This window comes from Globicatella sp. PHS-GS-PNBC-21-1553 (genome assembly GCF_033564055.1).
GTDB classification, from domain to species: domain Bacteria; phylum Bacillota; class Bacilli; order Lactobacillales; family Aerococcaceae; genus Globicatella; species Globicatella sulfidifaciens.
The window spans coordinates 1,895,276-1,914,558 of the sequence record NZ_CP085470.1; the positions used below are offsets into that span (position 1 = coordinate 1,895,276).

The window sequence follows — 19,283 nt, forward strand, 5'->3', positions numbered from 1 at the left end:
TTCGTTTGCCACTCCCAATATTAACGATGGCTAACGAATGCCTTAATTTGATAGTCATCGTTATTAATGTTTAAGTAAAGTGAGGTGAAAGAAATGGCAACTATGAAAGATGTCGCAGAATTAGCGGGCGTTAGTTTAGGAACTGTCTCAAGAGTCATTAATAAAGCACAAGGCATTAAACCCCAAACGCTTGAAAAGGTGAATGGAGCGATTGAAAAATTAAATTATATCCCCGACCAATATGCACGTGGGATGAAATTGAATCGTACCAATACCATTGCTTTAATCGTGCCGACGATATGGCATCCTTTTTTTGGCGAGTTTGCTTATCATGTCGAACAAGAATTGAGTCGATTAGATTATAAGATGCTTCTATGTAACAGCGCTGGTCCTGAAAAGGAAGCAGAATATATAAAGATGTTACAACAAAATAAAGTAGATGGGATTATTGCGATTACTTATAGTTCGATTGAAGAGTTTTTATCTTCAGGCATCCCTTTTGTTAGTTTTGACCGGGTGTTTCCAGGAATGGATATTGCTTATGTTGCGTCTGATAATAAGGTAGGTGCTGAAATAGCGGCGAAGACTCTCATTGAAAAAGGGTGTACGCATTTTGGGTTTGTTGGAGCACATAATGAGACGGAGAACGAGACGAAAAAGCGTCGTCAATATTTTGAAAAAACGATTGTAGATGCAGGCTATAAAATTACAATTTTAGATGAAGTAGAGCCAGTTCCTAACTTAAAAGAAAAGATTCGCAAGTTTTTAATTGAAAATCCTACAATTGATGGTATCTTTACGATTAATGACTTTGCGGCGCTTGATGTGATTGAAGTTGCGGAAGATTTAGGCATTAAAGTACCAGAGGATCTACAAATAATTGGCTATGATGGAATAAAAATGGCGATGGAACGACAATATGTTGTGTCAACGATTAAACAACCATTAGAAGAAATGTCTAAAAAAGCGGTGGAACTTATTTTAGATATTATTGATGATAAGGAGCATACGCGTCAATATTTAATTCCTGGTTATTACGTTGAAGGCAAAACCACAAAAAAATAAAAAAATAAAAATATCTATTGACAAAAAACGCTTTCTTTTATAAACTAAGGGTGTAGAAAGTTACGTAGTATTTTTTTAGAGTATAATTGAAACGTTTCAATGGTTTTGTTAAATAAATTAAAATTAAAATGTGCTGCCAAGCAATGCAGCACTGATTATTTAAACTTAATTTGAAACGTTTCAAAAAGGAGGAGAAAACAGATGTCAACGGTCATCAAAAAAGAGTTGAGTACTTGGGAGAAAATAAAAAAACAAAAAGTATTATTTTTTATGTTGTTACCAGGTTTACTACTAACATTCGTATTTAAGTATATCCCGATGTACGGAGTCTTAATTGCCTTTAAGGACTACAATCCATTACGAGGTATCTTAGGAAGTGATTGGGTAGGATTTAAAGAATTTGCCAGGTTCTTATCAGCACCCAATTTGGGATTATTAGTCGGGAACACCATAAAGTTAAGCGTCTATGGATTATTGTGGGGGTTCTTGCCACCGATTATTTTAGCAATTATGTTAAATCAATTAGCCAGTCCAAGATTGAAAAGACAAATCCAGTTAATTTTATATGCACCTAACTTTATCTCAGTGGTGGTCATTGTCGGGATGATCTTTCTACTGTTCTCGATTGAAGGTCCGGTAAATCGTATTTTAGAAATGGTAGGCATCAATATTAATTTTATGACCAATCCTAATTATTTTAGAAGCTTATATATTGGAAGTGGTATATGGCAAGGAATGGGTTGGGCTTCGACCTTGTACACCGCCACATTGGTTAACGTCGATCCGTCGCTAGTTGAAGCAGCTAAACTAGATGGTGCTAATATTTTACAAAGGATATGGCATATTGACTTACCGACCTTAAAACCGGTGATGGTTATTCAATTCATTTTGGCAGCAGGTAACATTATGAGTGTCGGTTATGAGAAAGCTTATTTAATGCAAACATCTTTAAACTTAACTGCGTCTGAAATTATATCGACATATGTTTATAAACAAGGTTTAGTTTCAGGAAATTATTCTTATTCAACAGCTGTTGGTTTAATCAATACCGTGATTAATGTGGTATTACTGATAATTGTAAATAAAACAGTGCAACAGTTAAATGATGGCGAAGGATTATAGGAGGTAAATGATGAATTCAGCAATGCAAACCGATTTTGACCGTCGAATTTTACTGATTAATAAAATCTTGATTGGTCTAATAGTTTTAATTACTTTTGTACCACTTGTCTATATTTTGATTGCTTCTTTCATGGATCCGACTACTCTATTAGCCAAAGGAATTAGTTTCAATCCAAAAGACTGGACCTTACAAGGCTATCAAAGAGTTTTTTCAGATTCTTCCATTGTGCGAGGTTTTTTAAATTCGATTTTTTATTCTGTAGCTTTTTCGATTATTACAGTCGCTGTCTCAATGTTAACAGCATATCCACTGTCTAGAAAAGACTTAGTTGGTAGAAAATGGATTAATATTATGTTATTAATCACCATGTTTTTTGGGGGCGGCTTAGTTCCAACTTATTTATTAGTGAAGCAACTGGGAATGTTAAATACCGTGTGGTCAATCTTAATTCCGGGGGCGGTTAATGTTTGGAATATTATTTTAATTCGAACTTACTGTCAAAATTTACCTGAAGAATTAATTGAAGCAGCCGTTATCGATGGTGCCAATGATTTTCAAATTTTTGTCAAAATTATTGTGCCATTATGTAAGCCAATTTTATTTGTACTCTTCTTATATGCTTTTGTAGGTCAATGGAATTCATATTTTGATGCGATGATTTATTTAAAAGATCCAAAATTAGAACCTTTACAATTGGTTTTACGAAAAATCTTAATTCAAAATCAACCAAATCAAGAAATGATTGGAACGAATACCGCGATGATTGATATTCAGCGGATTGCGGAAATGATCAAATACGCTACCATTGTAGTCTCAAGTTTACCATTGATGATTATGTACCCATTCTTCCAAAAATACTTTGATAAAGGTATTTTGGTTGGTTCAATTAAAGGATAAAAAAATTTTTTGGAGGGAAAAAAGATGAAAAAAGTAAAAATGTTAGGATTGTTAATGTCCAGTGGTTTAATTTTAGCCGCATGTAGTGGGGGTGGTGGAACCTCAAGTCCTGATTATGGTTTGAAAGATGTAAAATTTCCGTTAGAAAAACAGGTGACCTTAAAAGTGACGACCGGTAGTTCACCTTTAGCGCCAGAAGATCCAAATGATAAATTAATTGTCAAAAGATTAGAAGAAGATACGAATGTTCATATTGAATGGACTAATTACAATACTGATTATGCTGAAAAACGTAACTTAGATATTTCCAGTGGTGATTTACCGGATGTATTCCATAATGCTGCGGCCTCTGATGTGGATTTAATTAAATGGGCTAAAAACGGCGTGATTGTACCGGTTGAAGATTTAATTGATCAATATATGCCGAATTTTAAGAAAATATTAGATGAAAACCCAGAATATCGTGCAATGATTACCGCACCAGACGGTCATATATATTCATTCCCTTGGATTGAAGAATTAGGTTCTGATAAAGAATCGATTCACTCTGTTAATGATATCGCATGGATTAACGTAGAATGGTTAGATAATTTAGGTTTAGACATGCCAGAAACAACCGATGATTTAATTGAAGTCCTAGAAGCATTCAAAACTCAAGATCCTAATGGTAATGGTGAAGCGGATGAAATTCCAATGTCCTTTATTAATAATGGAGGTAATGAAGACTTTAAAATTTTAATGGGTGCCTTTGGAATCGGGGATACGGATGACCACGTGGTTGTCTCCAACGATAAAATCGTTGATTTTACAGCTGATAACGAAGAGTACAAAGAAGGAATCAAGTTCATGCGTGACTTATATGAACGTGGTTTATTAGATACCGAAGCCTTTGAACAAGATTGGAACACTTATATTGCGAAAGGTTCAGAGCATCGTTATGGTGTCTACTTTACATGGGACAAAGCCAATGTGACGGGAATGAATGATAGTTATGATATTTTACCGGCATTAGTAGGACCAGATGGTAAAAAGCATATTACTCGTACTAATAACTTTGGGTTTTCTCGTGACCGTGCAGTCATTACTTCAGCGAATAAAAACTTAGAGTTAACAGCCAAATGGATTGATAAGATGTACGAACCGCTACAATCGGTTCAAAATAACTGGGGAACTTATGGTGATGATACCCAACAAAACATCTTTGAATTTGATGAAGCAACTCAAACTTTAAAACATTTACCTTTAGAAGGGACTGCGCCAGGAGAATTACGTCAAAAGACCGAATTAGGTGGACCTTTAGCTATCTTGGATGAATACTATGGTACTGTGACAACTATGCCAGATGATGCGAAATGGCGTTTAGATTTATTACATGAACATTATGTGCCATATATGAATAATGATTATAATTATCCACGTGTATTTATGACCGTTGAAGACTTAGAAAAGATTGAAACAATCGAAGCAGACTTAATGGAATATGTTAACCGTAAACGTTCAGAATGGATTGTTAACGGTAATATTGATGAAGAATGGGATGCGTATTTAGCAGAATTGGATAGATTTAGATTACCAGAATGGTTAGAAATTAAACAAAAATATTTTGATGAGTATTTAGCTAACCAAGAATAGTAGGAGGCGTATCAATGACTCAATTTACAATCGAGCGAGCAAATCAATTTATTGAAGAAAACAAACATTTAGTCAATCCACAATACCGACCTCAGGTGCATTTTACTGCACCTATCGGGTGGATTAATGATCCAAATGGTTTTATCTTTTATCAAGGAGAGTACCATTTGTTTTATCAACATTATCCTTATGATGCGATTTGGGGACCGATGCATTGGGGACATGCAAAGTCAAAGGATTTGATCCATTGGGAACATTTACCAGTAGCGTTAGCACCAGATAAAGACTATGACCTTGGTGGATGCTTTTCAGGTAGTGCAATTGAAAAAGATGGAAAATTATGGTTAATGTATACGGGGAATATTCAAAACGAACAAGGCGAACCCCGTCAAATTCAAAACATCGCTGTCTCAGAAGATGGTATTCATTTTGAAAAAATAGCCCAAAACCCGGTATTAACCGAAGCGGATTTACCTGAAGGAATTGTGCCAGCTGATTTCCGTGATCCTAAGGTTTTCGAAAAAGATGGTAAATATTATGCGGTAATTGTGGCTCGTCATGTAGACGGTGTTGGTTGCGTCTTATTATACAGTTCCGATGATTTAATTGAGTGGCAATACGAATCCATTTTCCTTAAAGGAACGAAAGAACAAGGCGAAATGTGGGAATGTCCAGATTACTTTAATCTCGATGGCGTCGATACACTCTTAATGTCACCGATGCGTTTTGAACGCGATGATTTGAGTCACCATAACTTAAATACTACGGTAGTTGTTAAAGGGAAAGTTGATTGGGAGAAAAAGGAATTTATCCCTGAACAATGGGACGAATTAGATCATGGACATGATTTCTATGCACCTCAAACACTTGAGGATAATCAAGGGCGTCGTATTATGATTGCTTGGATGAATACTTGGGGACGAAACAATGTGACCAAAGAGTTAGACCATCAGTGGGCGTTCGGGATGACGATGCCTCGTGTCTTAAATTGGCGTGACAATCAATTTACGCAAACGACCGTATTGACTGAAGCGCATTTAGCAGCAGAAACGATGGATGATTTCTCAACCAATCAAGCAAAATTATTAGTCTTACAACCTAAGAAGCAAGCCGATTTTGAGTTGAGAGTGGGAAGTACAAATGACTATGTCAGCATTCGTTATGAAAAAGATGGCAATGCCGTTTATTTAGATCGAGAAAATCTAAGAATTGATTTATCAGGTGAAGAAAATGAACCTGTCAACCAGCGAGGTTTCAGAGTAAAAGAAGCTCAATTAGCTAAACTGGAAATTATCTTAGATACGAATTCAATCGAATTAATTGCCAATGATGGTACAGCAACCTTATCCTCTAATATTTATTTAGGAGAAGGAATTGAACCTGTTGTGACATTATGGAATGGAGACGTTGAAATTACAAGTTATGTCATTCAATAATTGTTCGATTATTGTTTGTTGAGGCTTTAGGTCATAATCTCCAATAGTACCTTTGTTGACATTTGAGGCAATAGCAGGTCATGATGTTTAATAGTGTATTCATTGATATTGGTTGGTACTTTAATTAATGACATCTAATAATATCTCATTGATATTGATGAAACAGCAGGTTATGACGTTTAATCATAACTCATGATTTTGATGAAATTTAAGATAGTGCCATTAAATAATATCTTATTGACATTAGGTGAACCTCTATCATAACATCCAGTAAAAGCTTCAGTGATTGATAGATGATTATTTAAAACAACTTAATAGGGAATGGATCAATCAAAGGTAATCAAGGGATTACTAATGATTGGTCCTTTTTTGTTGGAGTAAAATTAAGGCTTCAATTATTAACAATCGAATCATATGACGGTTCATGATAGTTCCTGTTGGTGTTGTAACAAAAATAATTCCTCAATCATTAAGAAAATGTAAAAATTACTTTTTGTTTTAGAAAAACACTTGACTTATTAATAGGTAATTATTACAATTTAAAATATTGAGTTTATAAATTGAAAGGTTGAGAGAAATGAAAAAAATATGGCGAGCTTGCTTTTTAATCATATTATTATGCTGTATGTCCCTTATTCAACGTTCCGTCATGATTGCGCAAGCGAATGAACCAAAAGAATTAAATATTGTCACAAGTTTTTATCCAATGTACGCTATTACCAAAGAAATTGTCGGTGACTTGCACGAAGTTCGTGTCCTGAATTCTAGAAATGGTATCCATGGTTTTGAACCTTCAGCCAATGATATAGCGGCTATTTATGACGCTGATATTTTTATTTATCATTCTAATATTTTAGAATCTTGGACTAAAAATATAGCGCTTAATTTAAAAAATTCATCGGTTACTTTAGTTGAGGCCTCAAGAGGAATGGCCATGCAGAAAGTTACCGGACTAGAAGATATTGAAGAAATTGAAGGAATGGATAATGCGGCCTTGTATGACCCACACACGTGGTTAGACCCGATTGAAGCGGGTGTTGAAGCACAATTAATTGCAGATTGTTTATCGGAATTAGACCCAGATAACCAAGAGACTTATCAAGCGAATGCAAAACAATTTGTTGAACAAGCAGAACAGCTTGTTGCCAAATATCAACCGATTTTCGATAAATTGAAACAGAAAACCTTTGTTACCCAACATACGGCTTTTTCATATTTAGCCCAACGCTTTAATCTGAAACAGTTAGGGATTGCAGGGGTATCATCCGATATTGAGCCATCATCAAAGAAAATTGCCGAAGTACAAAAATTTGTTAATGAGTATCAAGTGAAGACAATCTTTGTTGAACCCAATGTCTCTGACCGTGCCGCTAAAGTAATTGCCAATGCGACCGGCACCACCATTGTGGCATTAAGTCCACTAGAAGGCGATCCGCTTAATACAGATCCATTTTTAGTGAATTTAGAAAAAGTATTAGAAACATTAAGCAGTCATTTACAACAGGAGGAATAGTATGGTTTTCAAAAAATCATTATTAGTCACTTTATTAGCTAGTGGAGTATTCTTAAATCAAAATATTGCCTTAGCCGAAGAAAGTAGTTCATCAGGCATGAATTATGTCGATGGCACTGAAGAAACCAGATCATCAGGAATGGATTATGTTGATGGAGCTGAAGAAAACGAAGCGGATAACAATCATTCAATGAGCGAATCACGCTCACAAGAAGAAGTCAATTTAGATGAAGGCATTGTCGCAGAACAAATTATTGTAACAATTACCGAAGAAGGTTATGTTACCTCTCATGGTGACCATTATCATTATTACAATGGTGAAGTGCCTGAGGACTCTATTTTCTTAGAAAGTATTGTGACTGAGGAGGACCTTGATTCTTTTGAAAAAGTGAGTGAAATTGCGAATGGTTGGATTGTTAAAAAAGACGACCAATATTATGTTTGGTTAGAAGAGGGCAAAAAAGCATCGACTGTACGTTCAACCGATGAATTATTATTACAAGCGAATGGTCTTGACCCGAAGGATGCTAAAACAATCGTGGAATTGAGAAAAGATTATCACTTAACTGACGAGAGCTTAATTATGCCGGTTGTAGATAAAACTTCTAAAGAAGTATTAAAAGACGTAGACTTTGAAGGTCAACCGATTATCGTTTATATTACTGAAAAAGAATATGTACTGTTAGTTGGCATTGACTTATATGTATTCAGTGGCGACGTAGCAGAAGAAGCTTATTTTAGTGAATTATTATTAGTACCGAGCGATTATCAATTACAAGATGCTGATGTTAAACAAGCGATTAAAGACGGTTTTATCGTAAAAGTTAATGACCAATATAAACTCTATCAAGAAAAAAATAATGACCATATTATTGATATCGACACGATTCTTCAACAAGTTAAAAAATCGTTCGCTGAATTTTAAGAACAAGATGTATCCCAACATGAAAAATGAGAAAAAGTGAATCATGTAAAAGAAGGCGAATTTTGGGTGGATCAGGTTCAAGAGATGCTAGTGGTAGCTATGTGACCAGTGATGGTTATGTGTTCAGCCCCTATGATGTTATTCAAGACTTAGGCGTTGGATTTATCGCACCGCATGGCAATCATTTTCATTTTATTCCAAAATTTGACCTTACTGCTGCAGAGTTACAAATTGCGTTAGCTGTATTAGGTAAAAATGGTAACACTAAACCTTTGACATCTGATAATATCGGTCAATTTGGCAACAATCATCAAAATAACCAAAATAACCACGGTAATCAAAATGGTCACGCTAATGACAATACGATAACGGTTAAACTTCCCGATTCTAACAAACCTTATACACCAGTGATATGTATGTCTTTTCCGTTGAATCCATTACAAAAGTAGAACGTATTGCTAAACATGGAAGTCATTATCACTGGGTACCTTTTACTGATTTAAATAAAAAAGAATTACAAGCGGCTAAAACGTACATTAATAAACATTTCGGTATTGATTTAATTTTAGTCAATGAAAATGGTAAGAAGGATAAAAACGAAGCATCATCACCGCAAGAAATACCATTTAATGCTAAAGCAGTGTTAAGAAAAGAAAAACAAAATGAACAAGTTGGTTATGTCTTAATAGCAACATGTGATAGGGTGATCTCAAACGGCTTCTTGTAGAGGGTGACATAAATTTGATAAATTCAATTAAGTATTGCTCGGTAATTCAAAGCACAGTAGGCTCAAGCTTTGTTTTAAATAATACTTACTTAACAGTGTAAAGTGGATAGATGAAGCAAAAATCATTTGATTTTCTACTTCTAGTCTCCCCCAACTGTGCGGGAGTGAGAAGACGAAGCGATAAAAATCTATGTTGCTACATTGAACCAATCCTCTAATCTATTCCAATGAATTAATACTTTATTTTATCCGTGCTATCAGACTAATCGGGTTCAATGATACCAAATAGAAATAAGAAAAAGCGTTGGGGTTCTAGTAAGGAACCTCAACGCTTTTTAGGATGTGAAATCTTAAGCAAAAAAATTTTATAAAAACCAAGCAACATCTCGAAAAGTTGAGCGGTTGCTTGGTTTTTATTGTTGGACTTTGTGGCGCCTCTCATAAGTGAATAATAAGCTAAAACATTATGATTTCTTTTCAATTTTTTATCAATCTATCGATAGCACAGTGTATATCAAATTTAAGACGTTCTATTCGCTAGCATTTTTTGATGGTGTAGACACCGTGCAAATAGCTAGCCGATAGAAATAATCGAACGGTTTTATATTTTGACTTGTTAAACAGTTAGTCTTTCAATGCATCAAATTTTGCGCGCATGGTGGGATTATTGCGCGTTAATTTTTTCACCGTTAAATCATCAGCTTTATTGTTTGCTAGACGTAAGTTATTTTCAGAAGATAATAAAGCAGCTTTAGTTTTTTCCAAATGCGTAATGGTTTTGTCAATTTCATCAATGGCTGTTTGGAATTTGCGGCTGGCCAGGTCATAATTCCGTGCGAAGGCTGATTTGAATTCTTCTAAATCTTCTTCAAAGTGTGCAATATCAATATTTTGTTCTCGAGTTAAAGCTAACTCTTGTTTATATTGTAGTGAGTTCATCGCGGCATTTCTAAGTAGACTAATAATCGGAATAAAGAACTGCGGGCGAATGACATACATTTTTTCATAAGCATAGGAAACATCAACAATTCCATTATTATATAATTCATTATCCGCTTCTAGTAAGCTGACTAATATAGCATATTCACATTTCTTTTCAGTACGATCTTTATCTAATTCTTTAAAGAAATGTTCATTTTTCTTTTTAGTAGCTGTTTCGTCATTTTCATTTTTCATCTCAAACATAATCGAAATGATTTCAGTACCGTGTTCATCATATTCTCGATAAATATAATCGCCTTTACTTCCTGAACGGGCATCATTATCTTTCCCAAATTGTGCACGAGGGAAGGCGGTAGCTCGAATCTCATTAAACTGAATTTCGCAATGTTGTTCGAGACTTTCACCGACCATTTTAGTGGATTGTTTAGCTTTAAAGTCTTTATAGAAGGCGATGGTTTCATCTTTTTGCATTAATTGAATTTCATAGCGTTCTTTTAAGTTTTTCTGCTCAATTAAAGTTTCTTTTTCTAGTAATTGCAAGCGATTGGTTAATTCATTAATTTCTTTATCTTTGGCTGTTACCAATTCCATCGATGAAATCTTATGCGTATTCTCAATTTGTTTTAATTGAGCTTCCAAGTCGGCAATTTGTTTGTCGCGTTGGGTCAATTGTTCGGTTAAATCAGCTTTAATTTGCGTTTCTTTTTCAACTAAGGAAGCGGCAGTTTTTTCTTTTTGTAAATCAATTTGTGCTTGTAACTTCGCTAAAGCCTGTTCTTTTTCAGCGATTAATTTGGTTAAAGCTTGCTCTTTGTCGTTCTTTAGTTGGGTAATTTCACGGTCTTTTTCGACTGCTAATTGTGCTAACTCTTTTTCTTTATCATTTAATTGTTCAGTTAATAGTTTACTAATTTTTTCTTCGGCAAGGGCAATATCTTTTTGATGCTCTTCATTAATTTGTACTAAACGATTATGTAGTTCTTGATCAAATTCTGAGGTTCTAACTTGGCTTGCTATATTCGCATAACTTGTCTTATCAATTTGAAAAGTTTCACCACAATGTGGACATTTAATTTGGTGCATGTACTCAACTCCTTTGTTTGTCAATAGTATTGTATCATAGGGTGTGGTCAAGTTTCATCTTTGTATAAAATACGCAAATTTGCTGACAAATACTTCTTTACAGTTATCCCGGTTAAACCAATAAAACTTTAATTGTAATAAATTTACCTAGTAAAAAATCCAGACTCAGTCAATTACCAAGCCCAGATTATAATAAGTCGCAATTGTAAAACACTTCTCTAATAGATAAGTTGTCTAGTAAGATTTAACCTTTGTAACTGAAAATGCATCCGTTTTTTGCATCACTAACTGACCAAATAAAATTCACAGTTCGGAATGTCCGTATATCATTTTATGAACAGAAGTATTGGTTGAAATTTTATGATTCTGAAAGGCGGTATACCATTTTTCAACAGCTATATTGCTTCAACAGCTATACTTCTTCAACATCATGATTCCTATTTCACCGAAAATGTTGTCGATTAAATGACTGTTCGATTTAAGACGGCTTTTGCTTCTTGATAAATATCTTCAATAATTGTGTGAACCGGCTTAATTTCACGAATCATTCCTGCAATTTGGCCGGCCATTAGCGAACCGTTCTCAAGATCACCGTCTTTAACAGCTTTTGCCAATGATCCAAGTGTTAAGCTTTCTAATTCATCACGGCTAGCATCCTTATTTTCCAGTTCAATAAATTTCTCAGTCATTTGATTGCGAAGACAACGGACTGGTGCGCCAGCTTGTGTACCAGTGACAACCGTATCGGTATCGATTGCTTTGAGTATTGCTTCTTTATAGCCTTGGGCAATCGGACATTCTTCACTCGCTAAGAAGACGGTTCCTAATTGAACCCCTTGCGCGCCTAAGGTGTAAGCAGCGGCCATGCCGCGACCATCTGCAATTCCACCGGCCGCAATGACGGGGATTTTAACGGCATCAACGATTTGGGGAATCAGTGCCATAGTGGTGGTGGTACCAATATGACCACCTGCCTCGGTTCCTTCTGCAATAATCGCATCTACTCCTAATTCTGCCATCTTAATGGCATGTTTGACGCTCGCAACTACAGGAACGACTTTAATCCCGGCTTCTTTTAGGTAGGGCATGACATGTTTGGGTGTGCCGGCACCGGTTGTGACGATTGGCACTTGTTCACCAATAATTACTTGGACTAATTCCGGAATATTTTCCATCATCAACATCAAGTTTACGGCAAAAGGGCGGTCAGTAATTTTTCTTAACTCGCGAATTTCATGACGTAAAGTTTCAGCGGACATGCCACCTGAAGCAATAATACCAAGTCCACCAGCTTGTGAAACGGCAGCGGCTAGGGGGTAGCGTGCAATTTGCGCCATCGCTCCTTGAAAGATGGGATATTGAATATTAAAAAGTTGTGTAATGGTCATAAGGCATCCTCCTTAAAGTTTGATTTATATTTCACAAGTTAATCGTATCATAAAATTTATCACTTTAATAGATTTCGCTGGATAATTTTATGAAGAAGGAGCCTGAAGAAGAATAGATGGTTTTCATTCTATCTACCGAACGCTGTCACAGTTTAGACTTGGCATGAAATAGACAATCGGATGCTATTTTGATGTGTCTGTCCCAAAATGTTGGGAGTGGAGCAGAAGTCGAAAATCAAATGGTTTTTACTTCGTTTGCCGACCTCCCGAAAAGTTGTTCCTTCTCAACGCCGGCACTTTTAATGTATGAGCAATACTTTATTTAGAATAATCAATTTGATACTTAGCCTATGTAAGCATTGTTTTATGTCACTTTGCCATTGTGCATATAATTAAGCAAATTCATCAAGTTTTTACCATCTACGAGAAGAAAAGCCATTCATAAAATCAGACGGATTAAATCTTTATAAAAGTCGCTCAGTGGTACTAAGTGGAGAATGAGAATGCAAAAGAAGGAGTATCAATTTAAAAATGGGGAATCATCCCAAAATATTGTCTGGTTAATTAAATAAATTATCAAAAGTGGGGTGATGGTCGTTTTAGAAGTGAGATAATAAATTAGCATGTCCATGCATTATCAGAGAGTGTTCTTTCGATAGCGCTCACTTTGCGTAATATGGTATAATATAAGTATGAGAAAATAAATAAAGTGAGGTTAACTAATGATGAATATTGCCTTAATTGCCCATGATCAAAAGAAACCTATCATGATTGAATTAACAGAAAAATATTTAGATGTTTTGAGTCAACATACGATTTATACTACTGGAACTACCGGTAAAGTAATCAATGAAAAAACAGGGTTAGTTGTCAAGCGTTTAAACTCAGGTCCATTAGGTGGCGACCAACAAATTGGTGCGATGATTTCCGAACAAAAAATTGAATTGGTTATCTTTTTACGTGATCCATTGGCAGCACAACCGCATGAACCGGATGTCAATGCGTTAATTCGTTTGTGTGATGTCTATAATATTCCATTGGCCACGAACATTGGAACGGCCGAAGTATTACTAAATGCGTTACCATTAGTAGAAGCAGTTGAAGAAGGCGCCCTTTAATGAAAAAAGGTGGCATTGATTATAGAAGGTGACCTTTAAATATAAAAATCGTCTTTTAATGATAGAAGGCGGTATCGCATTATAAAAAATAACGGAAAATTGGTATTCCAATTAAGGAATGCCATTTCCGTTAAGCCTGATTTTTTATAGTAAGTATGTGTCACAAAGGAAGGATTAATTCATCTTCTTCAGGTTCACCTAAGACTTCGATAATTAAGCCATGTGGTAAGCAAATTGCAGTTTGACCGGGACGTTTTATCCAACCGGTCTTAACCCCGATTTGATCAGGAGAATTATCTTCTTTAATGCGAATGTGGTCACCTTCGCGTTCGATAATATTATATTGGTTATCACCGGGATAATAAGTCTTTTGTACGTTTTCGGCGCCTTCATATAATTCAAAACGATCGACTTCTTTTCCATGTATTTTGACAATCGCATAATTGGTCACTTCTGGTTGCATTGAATATTGAATCGCGGTAACGATGGTTGGTAAAAAGGAGAGAAATACAGCGAAGGTAATTAAGATATAATCCCATGGTTTTAGAAAAGTAATTATTTTCTTCATTCTATCACTCCTTTCATTGATCTTACTTGTTTATTGTATACAAAATACACACTTTTTGCTAGCCTTTTGTTGAAAATTTTGGTATCATATTGAGTGTGCAACTATTAGCGCTATTAAATTAGGAATAGTAAGGAGATTATATTTATATGAATTTAAAAGCAGAATTAAGAACAACTACCGGAACTTCAGCTTCTCGCAAAGCACGTCAAGAAGGTAAAATTCCAGTAGCAATGTATTCAAAAGGGGAAGAAACCCAATCTTTATTAATTGACCGTCGTGAATTCGAAAATATCTTGAAAAAAGAAGGTGTTAACGCGGTATTTAATGTTGACATCGATGGTAAAACACAACAAGTTTTAATCAAAGACTTTGTTAAAGCTTCATTAAAAGATGAGTTTTACTCAGTAGACTTACAAGCTGTTTCAGCAGATGATAAATTACAAGTTGAAATTCCAGTGGTATTAGTTAATGAAGAAACTGTTAAAGAAGGTATCGTGGACTTAACATTAACAACTGTTTTAGTTGAAACAACACCAGCAAACATTCCTTCATCATTTGAAATTGATGTTAAAGGTATGGAAATTGGTGACGTTAAATACGCTTCTGATTTAGAAATGCCAGCTAATGTTGAATTAGTTACAGATGCAGAAGAATCATTAGTGTCAGTCGTAGCTCCAACTGAAGAGCCAGAAGAAACAACTGACGAAGATGAAGTTGCGGAACCAGAAGTAATCGGTGAAAAAGAAGCAACAGAAGAATAATTTCTAGTAGGAAATGGAGGTTGGGGCGCAAGTCTCAACCTTTTTTATTGAAAGGGGGATGGTGATGGTAACAGCAAGTGCTCAGTTAAAAGAAGAAATAATTGCGGCCGCAAAAGAAATTGGCATCGATAAAATAGGTTTTTCAACAGCTGAACCTTTTGCTCATCTGAAAGCCTCACTTGAGGAGCAAAAAGCTAAAGGTCATACTTCAGGTTTTGAACATCCTAATATCGATGAAAGACTTTACCCAGAATTAATTTTCGACGGACCAAAGTCGATTATATCGATTGCTTTAGCTTATCCAAGTCGGATTAAAAATCCTTACCCTCAAGATCGTGAAAACCGCCGAGGAATGTTTGCCAGAGCATCATGGGGAACAGATTATCACCATATTTTACAAGATCGTTTGGATAAGTTAATTTCCTTCATTAAGACTAAGACCGAAACGACTAATTTTAAACCAATGGTTGATACGGGTGAATTAATTGATGTGGCAGCTGCCCAAAGAGCGGGTCTAGGATTTATCGGTAAAAATGGTCTGCTGATCACCAAAGAATTTGGTTCTTATGTCTATTTAGGTGAGATTATTACCGACATTGAGTTTGAACCGGATACTCCTGTTGAAAATGGATGTGGGGCATGTACCCGATGTATCGATGCTTGTCCAACCAATGCTCTGCTTGGTGATGGTCGGATGAATGCCCAACTTTGTCTTAGCTATCAAACGCAAACTAAAGGTTATATGCCGAAAGAATTTCGTCGAAAAATCACTCATGTTATTTATGGGTGCGACATTTGTCAAATTGTCTGTCCTTATAATCAAGGCATTGATTCACACATTCATCCAGAAATGGAGCCAAATCCTGACCAAGTTCAACCTTTATTGAAACCGATGTTAACGATGTCGAATAAAGAATTTAATGCTAAATTTGGTGAAATGGCCGGTTCTTGGCGTGGGAAGAAACCATTACAAAGAAATGCGATTATAGCATTAGCCAATTATCGTGACCGTACCGCTTTGCCATTATTATTAGAAATAATGGAACAAGATCCAAGACCGATGATAAGAGGTACAGCCGCTTGGGCGATTGCCCAAATTCAACGTTATTACAATGTTTCAATGATACAATGCGTGGCGGATCAATTGGAGAAGGAAACCGACCCCGAAACAATACAAGAAATGACTGAGGCTTTAGAAACATTAAAGAATAAACGGATGCCTCGAGATGAGAAGAAAGTAGAGTAATCAATGAAAAATCATATCGCCTTATTTGAACCTTTAATGCCAGCCAATACCGGTAATATTGCCCGTACTTGTGCTGCAACGAACACGGCATTACATTTAATCGAGCCTTTAGGTTTTAGTACCGATGATAAAATGTTAAAACGTGCTGGGTTAGATTATTGGCATAATGTCGAAATTTATTATCATAAAAATTTAGATGCTTTCATGGAATGGCTAGGTGAACGCCGATTATATTTAATCACCAAGTTTACCCCTCATGTCTATAGTGAGGTAAATCTAGCCGATGAAAGTATTGAGGAACAAGTGTTTATCTTTGGTAAAGAAACAACGGGTTTACCGATTGAGTTTATGGAAGCACATCAAGATCAGTGTTTGCGGATTCCAATGAATGATGAACATGTGCGTTCTTTAAATCTATCTAACACCGCTAATATTATTATTTTTGAGGCTTTACGCCAACAACAATTTAAAGGCTTAGAGAAAGTTCACCATTATCGTGATACTGAAAAAGCACGCCAACTAGAGTGGTAATACAAAGAGTGAGGAAAAGAAATTGCAGAACAATTGTTTTTGCATCTTGTCCCCACTCTTTTATTATGATGAGACGGAAGCGGCTATATCATTATGCGACGAAACGGCTCTACAATTGTGCAACGAAAACGAGACTTTAATTTTGCAAAGCATAAGACTCTTTTATTGTGCGAGTGAAGCGAGTCATTAATGCTGCAACGGAAACTACTCTTTTATTAAGCGAGTCTATCATGATGAGATAGAGCAGAAGGATTGAAAATCATCTGGTTTTCTACTCCTTACCCACTCTTATGTTATTGTCCTTCTCGTAGCAATATGGTATGATAGCAGTAATCGGTTCCTTAGCTCAGCTGGGAGAGCACTACCTCGACAAGGTAGGGGTCGCTGGTTCGAACCCAGTAGGGACCATTTTTTATTTTTTAAGGTTTACTTAAGACTCAAAAAAATTGATAATATAACATTCTTCACTAAAATATATAATTTCGAATTCAAAAAGTGTCCTGGTTTTCCTGGATACATAAACCCCCTATAGACTATTAATATGGACTAGCTAATATGCTAGGTTTTTTATTACTTATCAAATTAATCCCAATGTCATTAAAACAATATTGATTACCGATTTCGCATAATTCCGTAAATATAGTGAAGCCACACAATCATAAGCAAACCACACACCATTATACAAAATGAAGCGGAACTTGACTTTGATTAGTAGATGATTATAATTTAAAGTAACAGATTCGAATAGTAACTAAGGTATTTGTTTAGAGACGTGATGGTCGGTGCAAATCACGCGAATTAATTAGTGAATCCACGAATCGGTATGCCTATGAAAACAATTTATTGAGTAAGTAGTGCCGGTAATCCCGTTAACGATTTGATTTGAGAGCAAGTATGATTATCATATTTGAAATCGGGTGGTACCGCGAACAGAGCCTTCGTCCCAGATAGTGGATGAGGCTCTGTATTTTTTTAAAGCTAAAGAGGAGGAAGCGATATGTTAGATCGTAAAGTATTAAGAGATAAGTTTGAAGAAGTAGCGGCTAAATTAGCTACCCGTGGTGTAGCTCGTGAGACTTTGGATGAGTATCGTGAATTAGATATTCAACGCCGTGAATTGTTAGTGGAAGTAGAACATTTAAAGCAAACGCGTAATGCTGTTTCAGGCGAAATTGCCCAATTGAAACGCAATAAAGAAAATGCTGATGAAAAAATTGCTGAAATGAAAACATTAGGGGAAACCATTAAAGCAAAAGATGAAACTTTAACGGCTATTGATGAAAAGTTAGAGGATATTGAACATCGATTACCAAACATTCCTCATGACAGTGTACCAGTTGGTGAAGATGAAGAAGATAATGTGGAAATTCGTCGTTGGGGTGAACCTAGCCAATTTGATTTTGAACCATTGAATCATTGGGATATCGCCGAAAAACTTGGTATCTTAGATTTTGAACGTGCCGCAAAAGTAACCGGCAGCCGCTTTGTTTTCTATAAAGGATTAGGTGCTCGTTTAGAACGTGCAGTCTACAATTTTATGTTAGATACTCATACTGAAAAAAATGGTTATACTGAAATGATTCCACCTTATATGGTTAATGATCAATCAATGTTTGGAACTGGCCAATACCCTAAATTTGTTGAAGATACCTTCCAATTAACTGATGAACGTGGCTTTACTTTAATTCCAACAGCTGAAGTGCCTTTAACGAACTATGTTGCCAATGAAATTTTATCGGAAGACCAATTACCAATTAAAATGACTGCTATGTCACCTTCTTTCCGTTCTGAAGCGGGTAGTGCGGGTCGTGACACTCGTGGTTTAATTCGTCTACACCAATTTCATAAAGTAGAGCTTGTTAAAATTGCTCATCCCGACCATTCTTATGAAGAATTAGAGGCCATGACTGCCAATGCAGAAGGTATTCTACAAGCATTGAATATTCCGTATCGTGTGTTAGCTTTATCAACCGGCGACATGGGCTTTTCAGCAGCGAAAACTTATGATATTGAAGCATGGATACCGGGACAAGATACTTACCGTGAGATTAGTTCATGTTCAAACTGTGAGGCTTTCCAAGCAAGACGTGCCAAAATTCGTTTCCGTGACTCAGAAGATCGTGTAGTATTAGCTCATACCTTAAATGGATCTGGCTTAGCTGTCGGACGTACCGTAGTAGCTATTTTAGAAAATTACCAACAAGCAGACGGCAGTGTGAAAATCCCAGAGGTGCTTGTTCCATATATGGGCGGGGTTACTGAAATTAGATAATAATATAATGAAAAAAGCCTCTGTATCAATGTTTTACAGAGGTCTGTTTTTATTGC

17 protein-coding genes, 1 tRNA gene and 1 other annotated feature are annotated in these 19,283 nt (G+C 35.8%); of the genes, 15 read left to right on the forward strand and 3 right to left on the reverse strand.

All coding sequences use genetic code 11. The features are described from left to right. The first annotated feature begins 93 nt into the window (after positions 1-93). The 9 genes from LB888_RS09140 to LB888_RS09180 all read left to right on the forward strand — a co-directional run bounded on the left by LB888_RS09140 (position 94) and on the right by LB888_RS09180 (position 9,318). Positions 94-1,065: a LacI family DNA-binding transcriptional regulator gene (locus LB888_RS09140; RefSeq protein WP_318752703.1), complete on the forward strand. Its 972-nt coding sequence runs from the start codon at positions 94-96 to the stop codon at positions 1,063-1,065. Between the two features lie 201 nt (positions 1,066-1,266). Continuing rightward, positions 1,267-2,187 (forward strand): ABC transporter permease, encoded by a 921-nt coding sequence (locus tag LB888_RS09145; protein ID WP_078756327.1) that lies wholly within the window; start codon positions 1,267-1,269, stop codon positions 2,185-2,187. Between the two features lie 10 nt (positions 2,188-2,197). Further along, positions 2,198-3,085 carry a carbohydrate ABC transporter permease gene (locus LB888_RS09150; RefSeq protein WP_276648813.1) on the forward strand — a complete coding sequence of 296 codons (888 nt, stop codon included), beginning with the start codon at positions 2,198-2,200 and terminating at the stop codon, positions 3,083-3,085. A 24-nt stretch (positions 3,086-3,109) separates the two neighbouring features. Beyond that, positions 3,110-4,717 (forward strand): ABC transporter substrate-binding protein, encoded by a 1,608-nt coding sequence (locus tag LB888_RS09155; protein WP_318752704.1) that lies wholly within the window; start codon positions 3,110-3,112, stop codon positions 4,715-4,717. Positions 4,718-4,731: 14 nt separating this feature from the next. Further along, positions 4,732-6,153 carry a glycoside hydrolase family 32 protein gene (locus LB888_RS09160; RefSeq protein WP_318752705.1) on the forward strand — a complete coding sequence of 474 codons (1,422 nt, stop codon included), beginning with the start codon at positions 4,732-4,734 and terminating at the stop codon, positions 6,151-6,153. Positions 6,154-6,730: 577 nt separating this feature from the next. Further along, positions 6,731-7,666 carry a metal ABC transporter solute-binding protein, Zn/Mn family gene (locus tag LB888_RS09165; protein WP_318752706.1) on the forward strand — a complete coding sequence of 312 codons (936 nt, stop codon included), beginning with the start codon at positions 6,731-6,733 and terminating at the stop codon, positions 7,664-7,666. Between the two features lies 1 nt (position 7,667). Beyond that, positions 7,668-8,591, forward strand: coding sequence for a pneumococcal-type histidine triad protein (locus LB888_RS09170; protein WP_318752707.1), 924 nt, complete (start codon positions 7,668-7,670; stop codon positions 8,589-8,591). 62 nt (positions 8,592-8,653) lie between these two features. Further along, positions 8,654-9,040: a pneumococcal-type histidine triad protein gene (locus LB888_RS09175; RefSeq protein ID WP_318752708.1), complete on the forward strand. Its 387-nt coding sequence runs from the start codon at positions 8,654-8,656 to the stop codon at positions 9,038-9,040. Further along, positions 9,004-9,318 carry a pneumococcal-type histidine triad protein gene (locus LB888_RS09180; RefSeq protein WP_318752709.1) on the forward strand — a complete coding sequence of 105 codons (315 nt, stop codon included), beginning with the start codon at positions 9,004-9,006 and terminating at the stop codon, positions 9,316-9,318. Before LB888_RS09175 ends, LB888_RS09180 begins: the two co-directional genes overlap by 37 nt. Before the next feature lie 624 nt (positions 9,319-9,942). Here the strand turns inward: LB888_RS09180 and LB888_RS09185 are convergent. Together LB888_RS09185 and LB888_RS09190 are read right to left on the reverse strand one after the other, a co-directional pair. After that, on the reverse strand, positions 9,943-11,343 hold the full coding sequence (locus tag LB888_RS09185; RefSeq protein WP_318752710.1) for a DUF2130 domain-containing protein: 1,401 nt from the start codon (positions 11,341-11,343) through the stop codon (positions 9,943-9,945). 461 nt (positions 11,344-11,804) lie between these two features. Continuing rightward, entirely contained in the window at positions 11,805-12,731 is a 927-nt protein-coding gene (locus LB888_RS09190; RefSeq protein WP_318752711.1) for a nitronate monooxygenase, read from the reverse strand. Positions 12,732-13,456: 725 nt separating this feature from the next. Here LB888_RS09190 and mgsA point away from each other — a divergent pair. After that, a complete protein-coding gene (gene mgsA, locus LB888_RS09195) occupies positions 13,457-13,849 on the forward strand; it encodes a methylglyoxal synthase (RefSeq protein ID WP_318753975.1) in 393 nt (130 codons plus the stop codon). Positions 13,850-14,009: 160 nt separating this feature from the next. Here mgsA and LB888_RS09200 read toward each other — a convergent pair whose 3' ends face one another. Next, a complete protein-coding gene (locus tag LB888_RS09200; RefSeq protein WP_311921205.1) occupies positions 14,010-14,417 on the reverse strand; it encodes a NusG domain II-containing protein in 408 nt (135 codons plus the stop codon). 146 nt (positions 14,418-14,563) lie between these two features. Between LB888_RS09200 and LB888_RS09205 the strand changes: the two genes are divergently transcribed. From LB888_RS09205 to serS, 5 genes are all read left to right on the forward strand, one after another. Then, on the forward strand, positions 14,564-15,178 hold the full coding sequence (locus LB888_RS09205; RefSeq protein ID WP_318752712.1) for a 50S ribosomal protein L25: 615 nt from the start codon (positions 14,564-14,566) through the stop codon (positions 15,176-15,178). A 64-nt stretch (positions 15,179-15,242) separates the two neighbouring features. Continuing rightward, a complete protein-coding gene (queG, locus tag LB888_RS09210; protein WP_318752713.1) occupies positions 15,243-16,424 on the forward strand; it encodes a tRNA epoxyqueuosine(34) reductase QueG in 1,182 nt (393 codons plus the stop codon). A 3-nt stretch (positions 16,425-16,427) separates the two neighbouring features. Further along, a complete protein-coding gene (locus LB888_RS09215) occupies positions 16,428-16,955 on the forward strand; it encodes a tRNA (cytidine(34)-2'-O)-methyltransferase (RefSeq protein WP_276649647.1) in 528 nt (175 codons plus the stop codon). Between the two features lie 335 nt (positions 16,956-17,290). Next, a tRNA-Val gene (locus tag LB888_RS09220) sits at positions 17,291-17,363 on the forward strand. 317 nt (positions 17,364-17,680) lie between these two features. Next, positions 17,681-17,904: a binding site (T-box leader), on the forward strand. A gap of 48 nt (positions 17,905-17,952) precedes the next feature. After that, positions 17,953-19,227 carry a serine--tRNA ligase gene (gene serS, locus LB888_RS09225; RefSeq protein ID WP_318752714.1) on the forward strand — a complete coding sequence of 425 codons (1,275 nt, stop codon included), beginning with the start codon at positions 17,953-17,955 and terminating at the stop codon, positions 19,225-19,227. The last annotated feature ends 56 nt before the right edge of the window (positions 19,228-19,283 follow it).